The organism is uncultured Neisseria sp. (assembly GCF_951230505.1).
GTDB lineage: Bacteria > Pseudomonadota > Gammaproteobacteria > Burkholderiales > Neisseriaceae > Neisseria.
In genome coordinates this window covers 1-18,669 of record NZ_CATNVN010000018.1, presented here as the reverse complement: position 1 = coordinate 18,669, position 18,669 = coordinate 1, and the positions used below count along the sequence as shown (strand labels likewise).

20 protein-coding genes are annotated in these 18,669 nt (G+C 53.3%); 8 read left to right on the top strand and 12 right to left on the bottom strand.

What is annotated here, in order from left to right; all coding sequences use genetic code 11:
* Positions 1–43 precede the first annotated feature (43 nt).
* The 9 genes from Q1M25_RS02500 to Q1M25_RS02460 all read right to left on the bottom strand — a co-directional run bounded on the left by Q1M25_RS02500 (position 44) and on the right by Q1M25_RS02460 (position 7,182).
* On the bottom strand, positions 44–823 hold the full coding sequence (locus Q1M25_RS02500; RefSeq protein WP_300481419.1) for an exodeoxyribonuclease III: 780 nt from the start codon (positions 821–823) through the stop codon (positions 44–46).
* 44 nt (positions 824–867) lie between these two features.
* Positions 868–2,181, bottom strand: a complete 1,314-nt coding sequence (gene argA / locus Q1M25_RS02495) for an amino-acid N-acetyltransferase (RefSeq protein WP_300481416.1) — start codon at positions 2,179–2,181, stop codon at positions 868–870.
* Positions 2,178–2,573, bottom strand: a complete 396-nt coding sequence (locus Q1M25_RS02490; protein ID WP_150538024.1) for an MJ0042-type zinc finger domain-containing protein — start codon at positions 2,571–2,573, stop codon at positions 2,178–2,180. The genes argA and Q1M25_RS02490 overlap by 4 nt, the downstream gene beginning before the upstream one ends.
* 98 nt (positions 2,574–2,671) lie before the next feature.
* Entirely contained in the window at positions 2,672–3,313 is a 642-nt protein-coding gene (pyrE, locus tag Q1M25_RS02485) for an orotate phosphoribosyltransferase (RefSeq protein ID WP_003682682.1), read from the bottom strand.
* 170 nt (positions 3,314–3,483) lie between these two features.
* A complete protein-coding gene (gene rlmH / locus Q1M25_RS02480) occupies positions 3,484–3,954 on the bottom strand; it encodes a 23S rRNA (pseudouridine(1915)-N(3))-methyltransferase RlmH (protein WP_003682681.1) in 471 nt (156 codons plus the stop codon).
* A 162-nt stretch (positions 3,955–4,116) separates the two neighbouring features.
* Positions 4,117–4,836 carry a UMP kinase gene (gene pyrH / locus Q1M25_RS02475; protein WP_003708812.1) on the bottom strand — a complete coding sequence of 240 codons (720 nt, stop codon included), beginning with the start codon at positions 4,834–4,836 and terminating at the stop codon, positions 4,117–4,119.
* Between the two features lie 219 nt (positions 4,837–5,055).
* Positions 5,056–5,910, bottom strand: a complete 855-nt coding sequence (tsf, locus tag Q1M25_RS02470) for a translation elongation factor Ts (protein WP_002223203.1) — start codon at positions 5,908–5,910, stop codon at positions 5,056–5,058.
* Between the two features lie 123 nt (positions 5,911–6,033).
* Positions 6,034–6,762, bottom strand: a complete 729-nt coding sequence (gene rpsB, locus Q1M25_RS02465) for a 30S ribosomal protein S2 (protein WP_002230071.1) — start codon at positions 6,760–6,762, stop codon at positions 6,034–6,036.
* Positions 6,763–6,939: 177 nt separating this feature from the next.
* Positions 6,940–7,182, bottom strand: a complete 243-nt coding sequence (locus Q1M25_RS02460) for a hypothetical protein (RefSeq protein ID WP_063076190.1) — start codon at positions 7,180–7,182, stop codon at positions 6,940–6,942.
* 78 nt (positions 7,183–7,260) lie between these two features.
* Here Q1M25_RS02460 and Q1M25_RS02455 point away from each other — a divergent pair, with 78 nt between their 5' ends.
* Both Q1M25_RS02455 and Q1M25_RS02450 read left to right on the top strand, forming a co-directional pair.
* Positions 7,261–7,851: a 5-formyltetrahydrofolate cyclo-ligase gene (locus tag Q1M25_RS02455; protein ID WP_300481398.1), complete on the top strand. Its 591-nt coding sequence runs from the start codon at positions 7,261–7,263 to the stop codon at positions 7,849–7,851.
* Positions 7,852–7,945: 94 nt separating this feature from the next.
* Positions 7,946–8,533 (top strand): GNAT family protein, encoded by a 588-nt coding sequence (locus Q1M25_RS02450; protein ID WP_036493705.1) that lies wholly within the window; start codon positions 7,946–7,948, stop codon positions 8,531–8,533.
* A 157-nt stretch (positions 8,534–8,690) separates the two neighbouring features.
* Here Q1M25_RS02450 and mnmG read toward each other — a convergent pair whose 3' ends face one another.
* Positions 8,691–10,586 carry a tRNA uridine-5-carboxymethylaminomethyl(34) synthesis enzyme MnmG gene (gene mnmG / locus Q1M25_RS02445; RefSeq protein WP_300481394.1) on the bottom strand — a complete coding sequence of 632 codons (1,896 nt, stop codon included), beginning with the start codon at positions 10,584–10,586 and terminating at the stop codon, positions 8,691–8,693.
* Positions 10,587–10,670: 84 nt separating this feature from the next.
* Positions 10,671–11,675, bottom strand: a complete 1,005-nt coding sequence (gene amgK / locus Q1M25_RS02440) for an N-acetylmuramate/N-acetylglucosamine kinase AmgK (RefSeq protein WP_003749406.1) — start codon at positions 11,673–11,675, stop codon at positions 10,671–10,673.
* A 69-nt stretch (positions 11,676–11,744) separates the two neighbouring features.
* On the opposite strand from amgK, the gene Q1M25_RS02435 reads away from it, so the two are divergent.
* From Q1M25_RS02435 to Q1M25_RS02425, 3 genes are all read left to right on the top strand, one after another.
* Positions 11,745–14,144, top strand: coding sequence for an LPS-assembly protein LptD (locus tag Q1M25_RS02435; protein ID WP_367275818.1), 2,400 nt, complete (start codon positions 11,745–11,747; stop codon positions 14,142–14,144).
* The gene (locus Q1M25_RS02430) at positions 14,141–15,130 is read left to right on the top strand and encodes a peptidylprolyl isomerase (RefSeq protein ID WP_300481390.1); all 990 of its coding nucleotides are present in this window, start codon (positions 14,141–14,143) and stop codon (positions 15,128–15,130) included. Before Q1M25_RS02435 ends, Q1M25_RS02430 begins: the two co-directional genes overlap by 4 nt.
* Before the next feature lie 108 nt (positions 15,131–15,238).
* Positions 15,239–16,048: an alpha/beta hydrolase gene (locus Q1M25_RS02425; RefSeq protein ID WP_300481387.1), complete on the top strand. Its 810-nt coding sequence runs from the start codon at positions 15,239–15,241 to the stop codon at positions 16,046–16,048.
* A gap of 155 nt (positions 16,049–16,203) precedes the next feature.
* On the opposite strand, the gene rsmI is transcribed toward Q1M25_RS02425, so the two are convergent.
* Positions 16,204–17,082 carry a 16S rRNA (cytidine(1402)-2'-O)-methyltransferase gene (gene rsmI / locus Q1M25_RS02420; RefSeq protein ID WP_300481385.1) on the bottom strand — a complete coding sequence of 293 codons (879 nt, stop codon included), beginning with the start codon at positions 17,080–17,082 and terminating at the stop codon, positions 16,204–16,206.
* Positions 17,083–17,147: 65 nt separating this feature from the next.
* Here rsmI and Q1M25_RS02415 point away from each other — a divergent pair, with 65 nt between their 5' ends.
* From Q1M25_RS02415 to Q1M25_RS02405, 3 genes are all read left to right on the top strand, one after another.
* Positions 17,148–17,495, top strand: a complete 348-nt coding sequence (locus tag Q1M25_RS02415; protein ID WP_285071356.1) for a YraN family protein — start codon at positions 17,148–17,150, stop codon at positions 17,493–17,495.
* 4 nt (positions 17,496–17,499) lie between these two features.
* Positions 17,500–18,093 carry a phosphoheptose isomerase gene (locus Q1M25_RS02410; protein ID WP_107858198.1) on the top strand — a complete coding sequence of 198 codons (594 nt, stop codon included), beginning with the start codon at positions 17,500–17,502 and terminating at the stop codon, positions 18,091–18,093.
* 73 nt (positions 18,094–18,166) lie between these two features.
* Positions 18,167–18,669 (top strand): BON domain-containing protein (locus Q1M25_RS02405; protein WP_300481382.1); only part of this gene is annotated, 503 nt, incomplete at its 3' end.

The window sequence follows — 18,669 nt, the reverse complement described above, 5'->3', positions numbered from 1 at the left end:
GCCGGTTTTGCCGTTTATATTCCAATCATATTTACCAAAAACCTTATTCGGTAACATAGTCATACTCCACAACTAAAGGGGCGTGATCCGAAAATTTTTCATCTTTATAAACATGTGCGGAAACAGCTTTGGCGGCTAACTCCGGCGTAACCATCTGATAATCGATGCGCCACCCGACATCTTTCGCATACGCTTGTCCGCGGTTGCTCCACCATGTATAGCCCGGCACATCGGGATAAAGTGTGCGCCACATATCCGTCCAACCGAGCTTGTGGATGACTTTGCCTATCCATTCGCGTTCTTCAGGCAAGAAGCCCGAATTTTTCTGATTGCCCTTCCAGTTTTTCAAGTCGATGTTTTGGTGGGCAATATTCCAATCGCCGCAGACGACGATGTCGCGTCCTTCATTTTTCATGGCTTCGAGCATGGGATAGAACGCGTCCAAAAAGCGGTATTTCACTTGTTGGCGCTCTTCCGCGCTGCTGCCGCTGGGCAGATACAGCGAAATTACCGACAACTTGCCGAAATCGCAACGGACAAAACGGCCTTCCCTGTCAAATTCTTCAATGCCCATGCCGATTTGCACATTGTCGGGTTTGCGTTTGCTGTACACCGCCACGCCGCTGTAACCGCGCTTTTCGGCGCAATGCCAGTAGCCGTGCATACCGTGCGGATTTTTCATATCGTCTGACAGGTCGGCCTCTTGAGCTTTCAGTTCCTGCACGCAGACGATGTCGGCATCGGAAGCGGCGATGTATTCATAAAAACCTTTTTTATAGGCGGAGCGGATGCCGTTGACGTTGGCAGAGATAATTTTCAACATAAGATTTGAGTGATGTTTAAAAACGGATAATAGGATTGAAGTTTTCAGACGGCCTGCAAGTCATAAACAAATACTTTGGAATTGCGGCCGTTGGCATTGTATTCCTGCCGACGTTCAGCAGGCAGGTCATCGGCTGAGGCCGTCTGAAAGCCCCGTTCGACAAACCATTCGCCTGTATGCGTGGATAAGGCGAAAAGCGTTTTGATATTTAAGGCTCGCGCTTTTTGGAATAAATGTTCCAACAGCAATTCGCCGTAGCCGCCGTCACGCGCTTCGGGCGACACCACCAGGCAGGCCAATTCGCCGCACTCCGGCTCGGCAAAGGTTTTCAACGCCACGCAGCCGTAAATGTTTTGATCGTGTTCCAATACGGAAAAACTGGAAATATGGTTTTCCAAATACTCGCGGCTGCGGTGTAACAAGATGCCTTGTTCCGCCAGCGGACGGATTAAGGCGATGATGTGCGGAATGTCGTCGCTGCGTGCCTGACGGATGGAAACAAACGGCCCTCGGGCAATAGACGTACCGCTGCCCTCTCGGGTAAACAGCTCGCGCAACAGGCTGCCGTCTTCGCGGCCGTTGAGAATCTGCACCCGCGATACGCCGTTTTCCAGTGCGCACACTGCCGCATGGAGTAAATCGGCAGGTGCATCGGGATTGTCGCGCACCAATTCCTGCACTTCGCCGACAGACAAAGTATTGGCCAAAGAGCCGTCGGCGCGGCGAATACCGGTTTCTTCGGTCAAGAAAACCAGTTTCTCCGCCTGCAAAGCCATAGCCACTTCCTGAGCGGTTTCGCACATGCTCAGATTGAAGGTTTTGCCGCTGTACGAATGCCCCAAAGGACTGATCAGCACCACGGCGCCGCCATCCAAACGCAAACGGATTTCTTCTGCGTCGATTTTGCGGACGGTACCGGTATAGCCCATGTCCACGCCGTCAATAACGCCCAACGGACGGGCGGTAATAAAGTTGCCGCACGCAATAACCGGCGGCTTGCTCCGTTGCGGTGCGGATACGCTGCTGAACAAGGCGGCTTCGACATCGCTGCGGATAATCCCCGCCACCTGCTTCACTTCCATCAAAGTCGCTTCATCGGTAATCCGTCGGCTGCCGCTGTATTTCGGAACAAAATCCCGACCCGAAGCCAATTTGTCGAGCAAATGCCGCGAACCGTGCACCAAGACCAAACGCAAGCCCAAGCTGGCCAACAGATTCAAATCTGCGGCCAAACGAATCAGGGTTTCGCCTTCCAACAAGCTGTCGGTCACGCCGACCACCATGGTTTTGCCGCGCAAATATTGGATATAGGGCGCGGCCTCACGAAAGCTGGCAACAAAATGGGCGATGGCACTCATAGCAGGGCAAGATAAAAGAGTTGCATAATCAAAACCGTCAGCGCAATCAGCGATGCCAACGTCCAGTTGAAACCGTCCTTGCGCGTTTTGACCGCCACTTGCTCTTCCGACTTAGGCTCTTCCTTAAGCGCGCTATTGAGCAAATCGGAAATTTCTTTGCGCGAGAGTTTGGAATGCTTGAGGATTTGCGCGCCGATGTTATGCACGAGGCGCACATCCGATACCGCCACAGGCAGATGAGCCGGATCGGCCGGCAGGTTGCCCGACAGATAATCCTTGGCCTTAAACATCCCCGAACAACGCGTGCAGACCACGAAACCCTGCGCCACGTTCAACTGGGCATCTTTCACCCAATGCGGCGTTTTACAATGAGGACAAGAACAAGCAGGCATGAGTATTTCCGTAAGTGTATTGAATCAAAAATATATTTTAGCTAATGTTTCAGGCCGTCTGAAACAGTTTTCAGACGACCTGAGCATGATGTTATGGTTTAAACCGCACCGTAACGTTCGCGATAAGCTTTGACCGGCTCAAAGAAGCCGCCAAATTCGGCATTGTTTTGTAAGAGCGTGAACAAGTCGTTCAAGTTGGCAATCGAAACCACCGGCAAGCCGTATTGTTTTTCGACTTCCTGCACTGCCGACAATTCGCCCGTGCCTTTTTCCATGCGGTCGAGCGCAATGGCCACTGCGGCAGGCGTTGCGCCTTCGGCCTCAATCAGTTTGACCGACTCGCGCACGGATGTACCGGCGGAAATCACATCATCGATAATCAGCACGCGGCCTTTCAAAGGTGCGCCCACCAACACGCCGCCCTCGCCGTGGTCTTTGGCTTCTTTGCGGTTGTAGGCAAACGGTACGTTTACGCCTTTTTCCGCCAACATCATCGCTGTTGCCGCCGCCAAAATAATGCCTTTATAGGCTGGGCCGAACAGCATATCGAACTTCACGCCGCTGGCAATAATGGCTTCGGCGTAAAACTTCGCCAGCTGCAAAGTCGATGCGCCGTCATTGAACAAACCGGCATTGAAAAAATAAGGCGACTGACGGCCGGCCTTGGTCGTAAATTCGCCGAATTTCAACACGTTTTGTGCCAAAGCGAATTTGAGGAAGTCTTGACGGAAATCGGACATTTGGGTTCTCCCGAAAGATGTTGATTTATCAAAGAAACGATTATAAAGGATTCATGCGGAAAAATCAGGCCGTCTGAAAGCAGGTTCAACCCCGCTTTAAACCAACTTGCCCTATTCCCTTTCAAACCGACAAGGCGGCATTGCCGTCTTATCCCAGCAATCAAAACAGATTATTCACGATGATAAGGATGATTGTGCAAAATCGAAACGGCGCGATAAAGCTGCTCAGTCAGCAAAACACGCACCATGCCGTGCGGCAAGGTCAGGCTGGAAAGGCGCATCATCATGTTTGCCTGCTGTTTCAAACGGTCGGTCATGCCGTCTGCGCCGCCGATAATAAAGCAGACGTGTTCGCCGTTTTGCTGCCAGCCTTTCAAATGTTGCGCCAATTCGACCGAAGTCGGCGCTTTGCCGCGCTCGTCCAATACCACCAAAAACGCGCCCTGCGGTATGGCTTCCAACAGGCGTTTTTCTTCAGCCGCCATGCCCTGAGCCGCATTCACACCCGCACCGCGTTTCTCTGGCTTGATTTCTTTCAGCGCATAATTGACATCACGCCCGAAGCGTTTGGCGTACTCGCCGACGGCTTCATCCACCCAACGCGGCATTTTCGTGCCGACAGCCAAGACGGTGATATTCATGGAGTATCCTTTTGTTATCGAATTGTCGGTTGGATATTATGGTCAAGCAAGTTCTTAACCTTTTCAAACCATGAGCCAATGCCTACGCAACCGACTGAAAATAAAAGGCCGTCTGAAAGCCGAATGTATCCCGTTCGACTGTTTCAGACGGCCTTTCAATGATTAGCAGTGAACCAGTGTACCTTCGTTTTCGCCGGTTACCACGCGTTTGAGCGAGCCTTCTTTAGCAATACCGAATACCACAATATTGAGCTTGCGTTCGCGGCAGAGGGCGAAAGCGGTGGCATCCATCACTTTAAGGTTTTTCAACAAGGCTTCGTCAAAAGTAATGGTTTCGTAGCGTGTTGCAGATGGGTCTTTTTTCGGGTCTGCGGTGTACACGCCGTCGACGTTGGTGGCTTTGAGCATCACGTCGCAGTTCATTTCCGCACCACGCAATGCAGCGGCAGTGTCGGTCGTGAAGAACGGATTACCGGTACCTGCGGCGAAAATCACGACTTTGCCTTCTTCCAAATATTGAATGGCTTTAGGACGGGCGTAAGTTTCAGCGATTTGCTGCATAGACAGTGCGGATTGAACACGCGCTTTAATGCCCAAGGTTTCGAACGCGTCTTTGAGTGCCAAGGCATTCATCACGGTTGCCATCATGCCCATGTAGTCGGCAGTGGCGCGGTCCATGCTGCCCGCTTGTGCAGATACGCCGCGGAAAATGTTACCGCCGCCGACAACGATACCGACTTGCACGCCCATTCTCACGATTTCGGCAATTTCGCCGACAGTTTGAACGATGGTATCGTGATTGATGCCGAATGGATCAGAGCCCATCAGGGATTCGCCGGAGAGTTTCAGTAATACGCGTTTGTATTTGATTTGCTGTGTCATGGGATACCTTGCTTTCTTGAATGTCGTCGGTCGGAGTTTGGGCCGTCTGAATTTTCAAACGGTCGGATTACAATGATATGGTGTGTCGTTCTATTATTGTTTTGGTTTTCAGACGGCCTAAATATTCGGTCGTCTTAAAATAGGTACCGTAAACGGTTTTCTCAAAAAAAAGCACCCTGATTCGTTTGGAATCTAGGTGCTTTCTTTTTCATAAGTGCCTTACACTTTAGCAGCGGCAGCAACTTCGGCTGCGTAGTCAACAACGGCTTTCTCGATACCGTCGCCTACTTTGTAGCGTACGAAGCTGATCACTTCAGTGCCGTTTTCTTTAGCGAATTGGGCAACAGTTTGGTCAGGGTTCATCACGAACGCTTGGCCGTTCAGAGTGATTTCAGCCAAGAATTTGCGGATACGGCCTTCAACCATTTTAGCGGCGATGTCGGCAGGTTTGCCTGAAGCGATAGCTTGTTCGGTGTAGATGTGGCGTTCTTTTTCAACGGTTTCAGCATCTACTTCGGCTTCGCTTACGCATTGTGGTTTAGCAGCAACGATGTGCATACCGATTTTGCGTGCTACGTCTTCAGAGCCTTTGTACTCAACCAATACACCTTCGGTAGCCAAAGCACCGTGGATGTAGGCAACCAGTTGGTTGGCAGTGTCGATCACTTGGAAGCGGCGAACAGACATGTTCTCGCCCAATTTAGCGATGATGGCTTTGCGTTCTGCTTCAACCAGTTCGCTCAGTTCTTCAACAGAAGCCGGTTTTTTCTCGGCAGCAGTTTTCGCAACGAAGTTGGCAAATTCTACGAAGCCGGCGTCTTTAGCAACGAAGTCGGTTTCGCAGTTTACTTCAACCAATGCGCCGACATTGCCGTTGATCGCGTAAGCCAATACGCCTTCGGCAGCAGTACGGCCAGCCAGTTTACCGGCTTTCGCACCAGATTTAATACGCAGGATTTCTTCGGCTTTGTCGAAGTTGCCTTCAGCTTCAACCAAGGCTTTTTTGCATTCCATCATGCCCAGGCCGGTAGCGGCGCGCAGGTCGGCAACCATTTTTGCAGTAATTTCTGCCATTTTGAATCTCCTAGATTTTTGGGAACACGGCCATTGCCGTGTTTGGAAATAGTGGCCGTCTGAAACGGATTTCAGAACGGGATTTGAGAAAAGGGGCATAACGCCCCTCTTCTGTGTACCGAATTACTCGGCAGCAGCTTCTTGGGCAGCGGCTACAGTTTCTTGCAGCGCTTGGTTTTTGCCTTCCAAAACTGCGTCAGCGATGCCGCGGCAGTACAGGCGGATAGCTTTAGCGGAGTCATCGTTACCAGGGATAACGTATTTCACGCCGTCAGGGCTGTTGTTGGTATCGACTACAGCGATAACAGGGATGCCCAGTTTTTCAGCCTCAACCAGAGTACCTTTTTGGTAGCCGGTATCAATAACGAAAATCGCGTCAGGCAGGCCTTTCATGTTTTTGATACCGCCCAAAGAACGTTCCAGTTTTTCAACGTCGCGTTGCATTTCCAGAATTTCTTTTTTGTTGAAACCGCCTTCGGCAGCGTTTTCCAGGGCAGCAGTTTTTTCTTCCAGGCGTTTGATGGATTGCTTAACGGTTTTGTAGTTAGTCAGCATACCACCCAACCAACGGTAATCAACGAAAGGCATACCGGCACGGGTAGCTTCTTCGCGGATGATGTCGCGGGCTTGGCGTTTGGTACCTACGAACAATACTGTACCTTTGTTGGCAACCAGACGACGTACGGCTTCTTGCGCCTCTTGGAACATCGGCAGGGTTTTTTCCAAGTTTACGATATGGATTTTGTTGCGCGCACCGAAAATGTATTGAGCCATTTTCGGGTTCCAGAAACGGGTTTGGTGACCGAAGTGAACACCGGCTTCAATCATCTGACGCATAGTAATTTGGGACATGTTATTTCCTTGAAAGGGTTAAAGAGCACACATTCAATCGCATAGAACTTGATAGGCGGCGCCTATTGTCAAGCACCCTTCGGCGAAAGTGGGCATAAGTTTTAAAAAATAAAAGAGTGTTTCCGAAATGGAAAACTGACGGATTATAGCGGATAAGAGGCCGTCTGAAAAGGGATTTTATACCTTTCCGTCCTGTTTTTCATCCGCCTGTACCGCCTTTTGGCGGGCCGCTTCAAACTCCGCCTGCTCCTGCCGTTTCATCAGGCGGTTGCGGCGGCGGATGGTCACGACAAAGACCGTAAACACAGTGGGCAACACTGCCCAAAAAACCAAATAAATCAACGCGCGCGCAATACTCGGCTGCGCGGCGGAAAACATCACGGCAACAAAAAGATAGCCGATGGCGACAATGTGCCACATCGTGTGCGTCCTGTTTGAATGTTAACAAAATCGTTATAATCGCAACATTCTACCGCAATCCCGAAAGGCCGTCTGAAAATGAGGAATCCCGAAAAATCGGCACTACGCAAACAGTTCCGCCGTGCACGCGCCCAAATGAGCGCAGACGAGCGAAACGCCGCCACCGAAACCATCAACCGCCTGCTCAAGCCCTACATCAAAAAAGGACGGAAAATCGGCGTGTATTGGCCGATGGGCAAGGAATTGCGATTGGACGGCTTTGTCCGTGCCGCACAAAAACGCGGCGCAAAACTCTACCTGCCCTATATCGAACCGAACACGCGGCGGATGTGGTTCACCCCCTACCCTGCCGACGGTGCCAAACAAGAACGCAAACGCGGCCGCGCCAAATTGAGCGTACCCCAATTTACCGGCAAAAAAATCCGCGTCCACCAACTCAGCCTACTGATTGTCCCCATCGTCGGCATCGACAAACGCGGCTACCGCCTCGGACAAGCCGGCGGCTATTACGACGCCACCCTCTCCGCCATGAAATACCGCCTGCAAACCCAAACCCTGGGCGTAGGCTTCGGCTGCCAACTGACTGACACCCTACCGACCGAACCGCACGACCTGCCGCTGGACGGGTTTGTATCGGAGTCGGGCGTGCTGGTGTTCAAACATCATTAATCAATAGCTTTCAGACGACCTCAGAGATGCTGTCCGCTAAGACACTATAAAAGGTCGTCTGAAAACTCAAACCATCAAATACAAAGGAAATCCCATGACTGATTTCTCATCCACTCCCGTTTTATCCTTCGACCGCGTCCGTCTCGAACCTTTAACAACGGCACACGAAGCCGGTTTGCGCGAAGCTGTTTGCGACGGCGAAGTTTGGAAGCTCAACGTAACCACCGCGCCCGAACCCCACCAAGTGGCGGACTATATCCGTACTGCTATGCAAACCCGTCTCGCCTTTGCCGTCATCGACGAAGATACGGGCAAAATCGTCGGTTCGACTTCGCTTTACCACATCGACCCCGCCATCCCGCGCCTGTATATCGGTTACACATGGTATGCCCTGTCGGCACAGCGCACGCACATCAATACCGCCTGCAAAATCATGTTGCTCGACTACGTTTTCGACACTTTAAACTGCCGTTGCGTCTGCTGGCAGACCGACAACCTCAACACCGCCTCCCAACGCGCCATCGAACGCTTGGGCGCACACCAAGACGGCATCTTGCGCTGCCACAAGCTGCGGAAAGACGGCAGCGTGCGCGATACGGTTGAATACAGCCTGCTGCGTGAGGAATGGCCGCAGGCAAGGGTAAAACTGCTCGAAAAAGCGGCAGCTTATGACGCGTCCTGAAAAAACGTTTTCTTCTTCATTTTTTCATCAGAATACGCCCATCTTGCTGACAATCCGAACTCTTTAAAAAATTAATGAAATAAGGTGCAACACCATCAATCCCCTGATAAATAAAGGCCGTCTGAAAGTTTCAGACGGCCTTTATTCGGATTAAACCTCACTTGGCATCTTTAAACCCGCGTTTCAAATGCACCATCAACAATGCGACGGCAGCAGGCGTGACGCCGGAAATGCGGCTGGCTTGGCCGACGGTTTCAGGTTTGTGCTGGTTGAGCTTTTGCTGCACTTCTGCCGACAAACCTTTGACTTTGCTGTAATCGATATCCTCGGGCAGCTTTAAGGTTTCGATGTCGCGGCGGCTGTCGATTTCTTCGTTTTGGCGATCGATATAGCCTTGGTATTTGACTTGGATTTCCACTTGTTCGACTACGCTGTCGGCAAGTGCGGTTTCAGGTTGTGCGTCGGGCAGGGTCATCAGCGCGGCGTAGTCGAGGTTCGGGCGGCGCAGGAGGTCGTGCAGGTTGGCTTCGCGGCTGAGTTTTTGGCCGAATACGCGCAGCTGCTCTTCTTCGGCGAGTTTTTGCGGTGTGTACCACGTTGTTTTCAAACGTTGAATTTCGCGTTCGATAGCTTCGCGTTTTTCGTTGAACATGCGCCATTGTTCTTCACCCACCAAGCCGATTTTGTAGCCGTCTTCGGTCAGGCGCATGTCGGCGTTGTCTTCCCTGAGTTGCAGGCGGTATTCGGCGCGGCTGGTGAACATGCGGTAAGGTTCGTTCACGCCTTTGGTGATGAGGTCGTCCACCAATACGCCGAGATAGGCTTGTTCGCGGCGCAGCAGGAGCGGGTCTTGTTCGCGGATGTATTGCACGGCGTTTGCGCCTGCGAGCAGGCCTTGCGCGGCGGCTTCTTCGTAGCCGGTCGTGCCGTTGATTTGTCCGGCGAAGAAGAGGCCTTGGATGGTTTTGGTTTCTAGGCTGGCTTTGAGGTTGCGCGGATCGAAGTAGTCGTATTCGATGGCGTAGCCGGGGCGCAGGATATGGGCGTTTTCAAGGCCCTTCATACTGCGCACGAGCGCGATTTGAATATCGAACGGCAGGCTGGTGGAGATACCGTTAGGATAGTATTCGTGCGTGGTCAGGCCTTCGGGTTCGAGGAAAATCTGGTGGCTGTCTTTGTCGGCGAAGCGGTTGATTTTGTCTTCAATAGACGGGCAGTAGCGCGGGCCGACGCCTTCGATTTTGCCGGTAAACATGGGACTGCGGTCGAAGCCTGAGCGGATGATGTCGTGGGTTTGCGTGTTGGTATGCGTAATCCAGCAGGACACTTGGCGAGGGTGCATATCGGCGCTGCCGCGTACGGACATTACAGGAACGGGTGTGTCGCCGGGTTGTTCGGTCAGTTGGGAGAAATCAATCGTACGCCCGTCAATACGCGGCGGCGTGCCGGTTTTCAGACGGCCTTGAGGCAGGTTCAATTCGCGCAAGCGGCCGCCTAATGATTTGGCGGCGGGGTCGCCGGCGCGGCCACCTTCGTAGTTTTCAAAACCGATGTGGATTTTGCCGGACAAAAATGTGCCGGCGGTCAACACGACAGCGCGTGCTTTAAACTCCACGCCCATCGCGGTAACCACGCCGCTGATGCGTTCGCCATCAAGCGTTACGTCTTCAACGGCTTGTTGGAAAAGCTCCAGATTTTCTTGGTTTTCCAGCATTTCGCGGATGGCAGCTTTATATAGGATACGGTCTGCCTGCGCGCGCGTGGCTCGCACTGCCGCACCTTTGCTGGCGTTCAATCGGCGGAACTGGATGCCTGATTTGTCGGTCGCCAACGCCATCGCGCCGCCGAGCGCGTCGAGTTCGCGCACTAAATGGCCTTTGCCGATGCCGCCGATGGAGGGGTTGCACGACATTTGGCCGAGGGTTTCGATGTTGTGTGAGAGCAGCAGGGTTTGCGCACCCATGCGTGCGGCGGCAAGCGCGGCTTCGGTACCGGCATGGCCGCCACCGACGACAATCACGTCGTAGGTTTTGGGGTAAATCATGTAAGTCATTTTTATGTGTTCTGTAAAGGTTTCAGACGGCCTTTTGTTGATCAGGCCGTCTGAAAAGTGGAATCAAATCTTAAAAAACCAAGCTTAGAAGGTATAGCCTGTTTCCAATTCGTCATCGCCGACCAATTCGACCAGCAATGCATACAGCGGTGCCAAATCGTTGTAACGGCGCGATACGCGGCGCAAGTAGTTCAAGAAGCGCGGGATTTCCGGGCGGTATTTGTCTTTGCCGTCGCGGTAGTACAGACGGGCAAAAATACCGGCCACTTTCAAATGGCGTTGTACGCCCATCCATTCAAACCAGCGGTAGAACTCGTCAAACTCGGCAGGCACAGGTAACTCGGCAGCGCGTGCTTTTTCCCAGTAACGGATGACCAAGTCCAATACAAATTCTTCTTCCCATTCGATAAACGCATCACGCAGCAGCGATACCAAATCATAGGAAATCGGGCCGTAAAGCGCGTCTTGGAAGTCCAACACGCCCGGGCGGCCTTTTGCCAGCATCAGATTGCGGACGATAAAGTCGCGGTGGACATACACTTTGGGCTGAGCCAACAAGGGTGGCAACAGCGTATCGACGGTTTGCTGCCACAACTGGCGTTGCTTGAAGGTCAGCTCGCGGCCCAATTCTTTGGCCACAAACCATTCGGGGAACAAATTAATCTCGCGCAGCATGACTTCGCGGTCGTATTCCGGCAGTTTGCCGGGCTGGCTGGCCTTTTGCAGCTCGATCAGTTCGTCGATGGCTTCGAGCAGCAGGGCTTTGTGGGCGGTTTCACTGTTTTCCTGATTCATGGCGGTCAGGAATGTGGTATTGCCCAAATCGTTCAACACCATAAAGCCCAACGCTTCATCCACATGAAGCACTTGCGGCACATTGACCATGTTAAACAGTTTTTGTACTTTCAAATAAGGTGCAACACTCATCTTCTCAGGAGGCGCATCCATACAGATAACGGTCTGGCCGTCTGAAAACGTCGCACGGAAATAGCGGCGGAAGTCGGCATCGGCTGCCGCAAAGCTCAATTCGAACGGCTGGTTTGGGTAAACAGACTCCAGCCAGTTTTGTAATTCGGTTTGTCGTTGCATAGCGGTATCGCAGAATTTCAGGTTACAATAACCGCTATTCTAACTGGCAAACCGATTTAAGGGGCGATTTTGGCTCGTTTATTTTCACTCAAACCCTTGGTACTCGCCTTAATTATGGGCTTTGGCGCAACAGCCGTACGCGCGGAAGATGCTTCTGTTCCGCAGGCGGAAGACTATACCCCTGCCCACACCGCCGCATCCAAACCGGCACAAACCAGCCAAAGCGAAGCCGATCCGCTTTCTTTGGGCAGCACTTGCCTGTTTTGCGACCACGAAGATGCCAAGCCGGCCGAAACCGCCGAAATCAAACGCAGCGGCGAACCTGCCCTGCCTGCCGATTACACCCGCGTCAATGCCGATAAAATAGAAGGTCAGACCCAAGTCGGCGTCCGTGCCGAAGGCGATGTCATTATCGAGCGCAATGCCGACGTTCTCAACGCCGATTGGGCGCAATACGACCAAGCCACCGACACCGTTACCGCCGGCGACCGCTTTACCCTGTATCAAAACGGTTCGACCGTATCCGGCGACCAATTGGTTTACAACCTCAAAGACCAAACCGGTTCCGGCACCGCCGTGCGCCTCAATACCGAGCAAGGCGGCCGTCGCCTTCAAAGTGTCAGCGAAAAAGCCGAACTCAAAGGCAAAGGCCTCTACAAGCTCATCAATACCAAATTCAACACCTGCTCGCCCGGCGATGCCAGCTGGTATATCCAAGCGCAAAGCATTGAAGCCGATGAATCGACAGGTATCGGCGTGGCCAAACACGCTTCGCTGGTATTCGGCGGCGTGCCTGTCCTCTACACACCTTGGGCGGACTTCCCCATCAACGGCAACCGCAAAAGCGGCCTGCTCGTTCCGACCATTGCCACAGGTTCAGACGGCCTTGAGCTGAGCCTGCCCTACTACTTCAACCTTGCCCCAAATTTGGATGCCACCATCCGCCCGGGCATTATCAGCAAACGCGGCGTGCAATTGGGCGGCCAAGTCCGTTACCTGCAACCGAATTACAGCGGCGAAGTCGATGGAGACTGGATGCCGAACGACCAAAAAAGCATCCACAACAACCGCTACCAGTTCAAATGGAAACACCAGCAGCAGCTGAACAGCAAAATCAGCGGCGGCATCAACTACAACCAAGTTTCCGACGATGATTACTACCGCGACTTCTACGGCCGAGAAGACATCGCGCGCAACGTCAACCTAGACCGTCAGGCATGGCTCAATTACAGCGACAAACTGTTGGGCGGCAGCTTCGACGGCTCGTTGCGCGTACAAAAATATCAAACGCTTGCCAACCAAGACGGTTATAAAGACGAGCCTTATGCCATCATGCCCCGTCTGACCGGCCGTTGGCAAAGCCATCTCGGCAAAGCGCAACTTAACGTATTAGGCCAATTTACCCGCTTTGACCACGACACCAAGCAAGACGGCAGCCGCGTGGTACTCTACCCGAGCATCAAATGGGATTTCCACAACCAATGGGGCTACATCCGGCCTAAAGTCGGCGTACATGCCACTTATTACAGCCTCAACAGCTTCAACGGTCAAAGCGGCCGCAATGTCAGCCGCGTTCTGCCGATTATCAACGTCGACAGCGGCCTGACTTTCGAGCGCAGGGCTCGACTCTTCGGCGGAGAATACCTGCAAACGCTTGAACCGCGCCTGTTTTACAACTACATTCCGACCAAATCCCAAAACGACCTGCCTAATTTCGACAGCTCCGAAAACAGCTTTAGCTACTCGCAGCTGTTCCGCGAAAACCTGTATTCAGGCAACGACCGCATCAATTCGGCCAACAGCCTGACGCTGGCTACACAAAGCCGTATCCTCAACCCCAACACCGGTGCGGAACTCTTCCGTGCAGGTATCGGCCAGAAGTTTTATTTCAAAAAAGACAGCGTCCTGCCTGACGGCAACGTCAGCAATTATCCGCGCAGCCAATCCGACTGGGTAGCCTTTGCACACGGCAACCTTACTCCGAGCACACGCATTGATTTGGATGTCCACTACAACCAAAACCTAAGCCGTGCCGAGAGCTACGCCGCAGGGATTACCTACAATCCCGAACCCGGCAAAGTCTTAAGCGCGCGCTACAAATACGGACGCAACGAACGCATTTATCTGCAAGCCAACGGCGACTATTTCTACGACAGGCTCAGCCAAGTCGACCTTGCCGCCCAATGGCCGTTGAGTAAAAACCTGTACGCCGTCGCCCGTTACAACTACGAAATCGAAGCCAAAAAACCGCTGGAAATGCTCATTGGTGCAGAATACAAAAGCAACTGTGGCTGCTGGAGCGCAAGCTTGGTCGGCCAACGCTATGTTACCGGCGAAAACAGCCACAAAAACGCCGTATTCTTCAACCTCCAACTCAAAGACTTGAGCAATATCGGCAACAACCCATTCGAAAAACTCCGCTTAGCCATTCCCGGTTACAGCAAAACCAACGAGGTAGTCAAACAATGAACTTCAAACCCCTGATTCTCGTCGCCGCACTCACTCTCGCAGTAGGCGCACACGCTGCCCCTAAAGCCAAAGCTGGCAAAGCGCGCGCAGCCAAAGCCCCTGCCGTCAGCGCCACCACTATGCCCGCCGTACAAAGCGGCGTACATCTTTCGGACGGCATTGCCGCGGTTGTCGACAACGAAGTCATTACCCACCGTCAAGTAGAACAAGCCGTGGCACAAGCGCGTCAAACCATGCCTAAAGGCACGCAAATGGACGCCAACGAGCTGCGCCAACAGGTTTTGGCACAAATGATCAACCAATCCCTGATCCTCCAAGCAGGCAAACGCCGTAATATCCAAGCAACCGATAGCGAAATCGAAGCCGTTATCGCGCACAACCCCAACATCAAAAACCCATCTGCCGCCGTCCGTCAAGACATCGCCGACAGCATTATTGTTGAAAAAGTGCGCCAACAAGCCATCATGCAAAACAGCCGCGTGAGCGACTCCGAAGTGGCACGTTACATCGAGCAGGCCAAACAACAAGGCGTAACCCTGCCTGAAGCAGACCCTGTGCGCCAATATCATACCCAACACATCCTCATTAAAGCCGACAACGACAATGCCGCCGTCGGCGCAGAAAGCACCATCCGTAAAATCTACTCACAAGCCCGCAGTGGCGCAGATTTCGGCGGTTTGGCACGCCAATACTCGCAAGACAGCAGCGCCGGCAATGGCGGCGATTTGGGCTGGTTTGCCGACGGCATGATGGTTGCCCCGTTTGAAGAAGCCGTCCACAAACTCAAACCCGGCCAAATCAGCGCCCCTGTCCGCACCCAATTCGGCTGGCACATCATCAAGCTGAACGACGTCCGCGAAGCAGGTACGCCTGAAGAGCGCCAACAAAACGCCGTCCGCCAATACCTGTCCCAACAAAAAGCGCAACAGGCGACCACCAACCTCCTGCGCGAACTGCACAGCAGCTCCTACGTTGACGTACGCTAATCGCGCGTATTGTTAAAAAGGCAGAAATCCGTACAATAAGGCCATCTGAAATCCATTGTTCAGACGGCCTTTTTTCCTTAAGTAACCCATTGATTAAAGCACCCCATCATGCCCATCCGCCCCAACTGGCAAGCCGCCACCCTGCTGCAAGCCGAAGAAACCGCCCTTACTTCCGCCCATACCGGCCGCACCTACCGCATTCAAGCCGCGGCACTCGGTGAGCGTCCGGCAGGCGGCTATCCCGTGCTGTATATTCTTGACGGAGATGCCTTTTTCCCCGCCATCCTCAATATGGCGCAATCCCTGCTCATCAACCCCATCACCAAAAGCCATGCCGCCTGTCTGATTGTCGGTATCGGCTACACCGGCGGCACCATCCGCGACTTAAGCCAACGCGCCCTCGACTACACGCCGCCGCTGCCCGACAACGCGCCCGAATCCGAACGCAAACAATACGGCCAAGCCGACCGCTTCAGCCGCTTTCTCGATGACGAACTCTCCGCCCTGCTCGACGGCAAATACCGCATCGATACCCAAAACCAAGCCGTCTTCGGCCACTCATTCGGCGCCTTGTACGGCCTCTATTCCCTGTTCACCCGCCCCGAACGATTCCGCCATTATTTGCTGGTGTCACCGTCTATCTGGTGGCAAGACCGCCGCGTACTCGATTGGCTGCCCGACACTTTACCGCAAAGAATCGGCATCCGCCTCGGCGCAGGCGAACATGAGGGCAGAAACAACCGCCCCGACCAAACCAGCCGCGGCATGGTTGCACAAGCCAAAATTCTTGCCGGCACTTTGCACCACCTCGGCGCGGATGTCCGCTTTACTCTCTACCCCAACGCCAATCACGGCAACGCCCCGTTTTACGCCCTGACCGACTGCATCGAATATTTGCGCAACGCATGGCAGCGTTGAAACAGGTTTGCCAAACATTGAGGCCGTCTGAAACGCAAACACCAAAGCGTATTGAACCTATTGGGTCAATTTAAAACTACTAAAGTCCAATCAAAAAAGGCCGTCTGAAATCTACTGTTCAGACGGGCTTTGATATACGGTTTGCCAATCAGCCATTATCCCTGCTTTTTCCATTCCAAAGCCAAATCATACAGCGCCTTTTTATTCTCGCCGGTAATCTTAGCGGCAAGCTCGGCGGCTTGTTTGGTCGGCAACTCGGCCGCAAGGATTTTCATGGTATTTTGCGCCGCCTCGGGCAAATCGCTGTGCTTCTCTTTTACCGCAGGGTGCAACACCAGCACCATCTCGCCACGCGTTTGGTTGCTGTCGTTTTTAAGGGCGGCTTGGATTTCGGCAACCGTGCCGCTGAGGAAAGTTTCAAATGTTTTGGTGATTTCGCGCGCCAAAGTCAAACGGTGATCGGGGAACTGTGCAGCCATATCCGCAAGACTTGCTTCGATACGGTGCGGCGTTTCAAACATCACAATCGGAAAATCGGATTCCGCCCATTTGGCCAGCAGCTTTTGGCGTTCGCCGGCCTTAGGTGGTAGGAAACCGTTGAAATAAAAATCGGATTCCGTCACACCGGCCACGCTCAATGCCCCCATGACCGCGCTTGCGCCGACCACAGGCACCACTTTAAATCCGGCTTCGCGCACGCGGGCGGCAAGTTTCGCACCGGGATCGCAAACCGCAGGCGTACCCGCATCCGAAACTTGGGCAACGCTCAGGCCGTCTGAAAGATAGGCGATGATTTTATCGGCCATTTGCTGCTCGTTGTGTTCGCGAACGCTCACGAGTTTGCCCTGAATACCGTACGCACTCAAAAGCTGGGCGGTAACACGGGTATCCTCGGCGCAGATAATGTCGGCCTTTTGCAGCACGGCCAGTGCGCGCAACGTTATGTCGGCTAAATTGCCGATGGGTGTGGCAACAACGTATAATATCTGTTTTTCGATGCTGTCGACGGCTTTTTGCAGGTGTTTTGTGTACATAGATTCAAGGCCGTCTGAAACGGCGTCTCTTTAAAAACAATGATTATATAACGGGTAAACTTTTCATGCGCTTAAACCACAAACAGGGGGCGGCGGCCGAAGATGCGGCGCTGGCATTCCTGCTGGACAAAGGCTGCTCGCTGTTGGCGCGGAACTGGCATTGTGCCTACGGCGAAATCGATTTAATCGTCAAAAACGGCGGTACGATTGTGTTTGTTGAAGTAAAATACCGCAAAAACCGAGGTTTCGGTGGAGCCGCATACAGCATCTCGCCGTCCAAATTATTGAAATTGCAACGAAGTGTAGAGTATTATCTGCAAAAGCACGGGTTAAACCATGCGCCCTGCCGCCTGGATGCGGTACTGATCGAGGGCGACGGCCAACCCGAATGGATTCAAAATATTACAGGTTAACCTCATGACAACATTACAAGAACGCGTTTCCGCACATTTTGCCGAGAGCATCCGCGCCAAGCAGGAAGCTGAAAAAGTACTGGTCGAGCCGACCGCACAGGCCGCCGAGCTGATGCTGCAATGCCTGATGAACGACGGCAAAATCCTGGCCTGCGGCAACGGCGGTTCGGCTGCCGACGCGCAGCACTTCGCCGCAGAAATGACCGGCCGTTTTGAAAAAGAACGCATGGAATTGGCCGCTGTCGCGCTGACAACAGACACTTCCGCCCTGACCGCCATCGGCAACGACTACGGTTTCGACCATGTATTCAGCAAACAAGTGCGCGCACTCGGACGTGCCGGCGACGTATTGGTCGGCATCTCCACCTCCGGCAATTCCGCCAACGTCATCGAAGCCATCAAAGCGGCACACGAACGCGATATGCACGTCATCGCCATGACCGGCCGCGACGGCGGAAAAATCGCCGCCATGCTCAAAGATACCGACGTTTTGCTCAACGTCCCTTATCCGCGCACTGCCCGCATTCAAGAAAGCCATATTTTGCTGATTCACGCCATGTGCGACTGCATCGACTCCGTCCTGCTTGAAGGCATGTAACCCTTTCTTTTCAGACGGCCCATCCCTTAGAGGCCGTCTGAACGCCCACCCGTCCATACCCAAGGAAAAGGATATGAAGAATATCAAACGCTACGCCCTCCCCGTTCTGACAGCGACCCTCTTGAGCCTGAGTCTGAGCGGCTGCGTCGGCGCACTGATCGGCGGTGCAGCCGTCGGCACCAAATCCGCCGTCGACCGCCGCACCACCGGTGCGCAAACCGACGACAACGTTATGGCCCTGCGCGTCGAAACCACTGCACGCTCCTACCTGCGCCAAAACAACCAAGTCGAAGGCTACAAGCCCAAACTGAACGTTGTCGGCTACAACCGCCACCTGCTCCTGCTCGGCCAAGTGGCTACCGAAGGCGAAAAACAATTTGTTGAACGCATCGCCCGTTCCGAACAAGCCGCAGAAGGCGTGTACAACTACATCACCGTTGCCTCGCAAGCGCGTTCGCTCGGCGATGTGACTAACGATACCTGGGGCACATCCAAAGTCCGCGCCACCCTGTTGGGCCTCAGCCCGGCCACCCAAGCACGCGTCAAAATCGTGACTTACGGCAACGTGACCTATGT

Excerpts from the sequence above, each read along its gene's own strand:
- Q1M25_RS02500 (WP_300481419.1), bottom strand. The coding sequence starts at position 823 with ATGTTGAAAATTATCTCTGCCAACGTCAACGGCATCCGCTCCGCCTAT.
- argA (WP_300481416.1), bottom strand. The coding sequence starts at position 2,181 with ATGAGTGCCATCGCCCATTTTGTTGCCAGCTTTCGTGAGGCCGCGCCC.
- Q1M25_RS02490 (WP_150538024.1), bottom strand. The coding sequence starts at position 2,573 with ATGCCTGCTTGTTCTTGTCCTCATTGTAAAACGCCGCATTGGGTGAAA.
- pyrE (WP_003682682.1), bottom strand. The coding sequence starts at position 3,313 with ATGTCCGATTTCCGTCAAGACTTCCTCAAATTCGCTTTGGCACAAAAC.
- rlmH (WP_003682681.1), bottom strand. The coding sequence starts at position 3,954 with ATGAATATCACCGTCTTGGCTGTCGGCACGAAAATGCCGCGTTGGGTG.
- pyrH (WP_003708812.1), bottom strand. The coding sequence starts at position 4,836 with ATGACACAGCAAATCAAATACAAACGCGTATTACTGAAACTCTCCGGC.
- tsf (WP_002223203.1), bottom strand. The coding sequence starts at position 5,910 with ATGGCAGAAATTACTGCAAAAATGGTTGCCGACCTGCGCGCCGCTACC.
- rpsB (WP_002230071.1), bottom strand. The coding sequence starts at position 6,762 with ATGTCCCAAATTACTATGCGTCAGATGATTGAAGCCGGTGTTCACTTC.
- Q1M25_RS02460 (WP_063076190.1), bottom strand. The coding sequence starts at position 7,182 with ATGTGGCACATTGTCGCCATCGGCTATCTTTTTGTTGCCGTGATGTTT.
- Q1M25_RS02455 (WP_300481398.1), top strand. The coding sequence starts at position 7,261 with ATGAGGAATCCCGAAAAATCGGCACTACGCAAACAGTTCCGCCGTGCA.
- Q1M25_RS02450 (WP_036493705.1), top strand. The coding sequence starts at position 7,946 with ATGACTGATTTCTCATCCACTCCCGTTTTATCCTTCGACCGCGTCCGT.
- mnmG (WP_300481394.1), bottom strand. The coding sequence starts at position 10,586 with ATGACTTACATGATTTACCCCAAAACCTACGACGTGATTGTCGTCGGT.
- amgK (WP_003749406.1), bottom strand. The coding sequence starts at position 11,675 with ATGCAACGACAAACCGAATTACAAAACTGGCTGGAGTCTGTTTACCCA.
- Q1M25_RS02430 (WP_300481390.1), top strand. The coding sequence starts at position 14,141 with ATGAACTTCAAACCCCTGATTCTCGTCGCCGCACTCACTCTCGCAGTA.
- Q1M25_RS02425 (WP_300481387.1), top strand. The coding sequence starts at position 15,239 with ATGCCCATCCGCCCCAACTGGCAAGCCGCCACCCTGCTGCAAGCCGAA.
- rsmI (WP_300481385.1), bottom strand. The coding sequence starts at position 17,082 with ATGTACACAAAACACCTGCAAAAAGCCGTCGACAGCATCGAAAAACAG.
- Q1M25_RS02415 (WP_285071356.1), top strand. The coding sequence starts at position 17,148 with ATGCGCTTAAACCACAAACAGGGGGCGGCGGCCGAAGATGCGGCGCTG.
- Q1M25_RS02410 (WP_107858198.1), top strand. The coding sequence starts at position 17,500 with ATGACAACATTACAAGAACGCGTTTCCGCACATTTTGCCGAGAGCATC.